Source organism: Oleiphilus sp. HI0079, from assembly GCF_001635105.1.
On record NZ_LWFT01000383.1, the window covers coordinates 1 to 379 of the forward strand.

Annotated in this window: 1 protein-coding gene; it reads right to left on the reverse strand. The window is 46.7% G+C overall.

The window, feature by feature from the left end; genetic code table 11:
• Nucleotides 1-221, reverse strand: a 221-nt coding sequence (locus tag A3750_RS04965; RefSeq protein ID WP_197474909.1) for a DsbA family protein, incomplete at its 3' end; no start/stop codon positions are given.
• Between the last annotated feature and the right edge of the window lie 158 nt (nt 222-379).

Sequence of the window (379 nt, forward strand, 5' to 3'; positions counted from 1 at the left end):
ACTGCATGCATTACGTGTTGAGCAAATCCTTCATAACTGCCTCGCTCCGTCCATTGCAGCTCTATTCTCTTAGCGACGTCACCAAAAAGATCAATGTAATAGTGGTTGATGGCAATCTGGTCACCAAATTGTTCATGTAGTTCGTCCAGTCGACGCTGAGCAATCCAAGCCCAGACGCAAAGCAGATCAGTGTAGTAGTCGATTACAATCGGGGGGCTCATAAAATCTCTACCTCGTTTTACTGAGAATGTACGGTTTGAATTAATTGTCTGCTTGTGCGGACAAGACTTGATCAAGAGCGCAGGTAATGACTATTACGTTGGTATAGCCCACTCTTTGAAGTTGCTCGGCGGCCAGTGTCGCACGTGCTCCAGTGGAA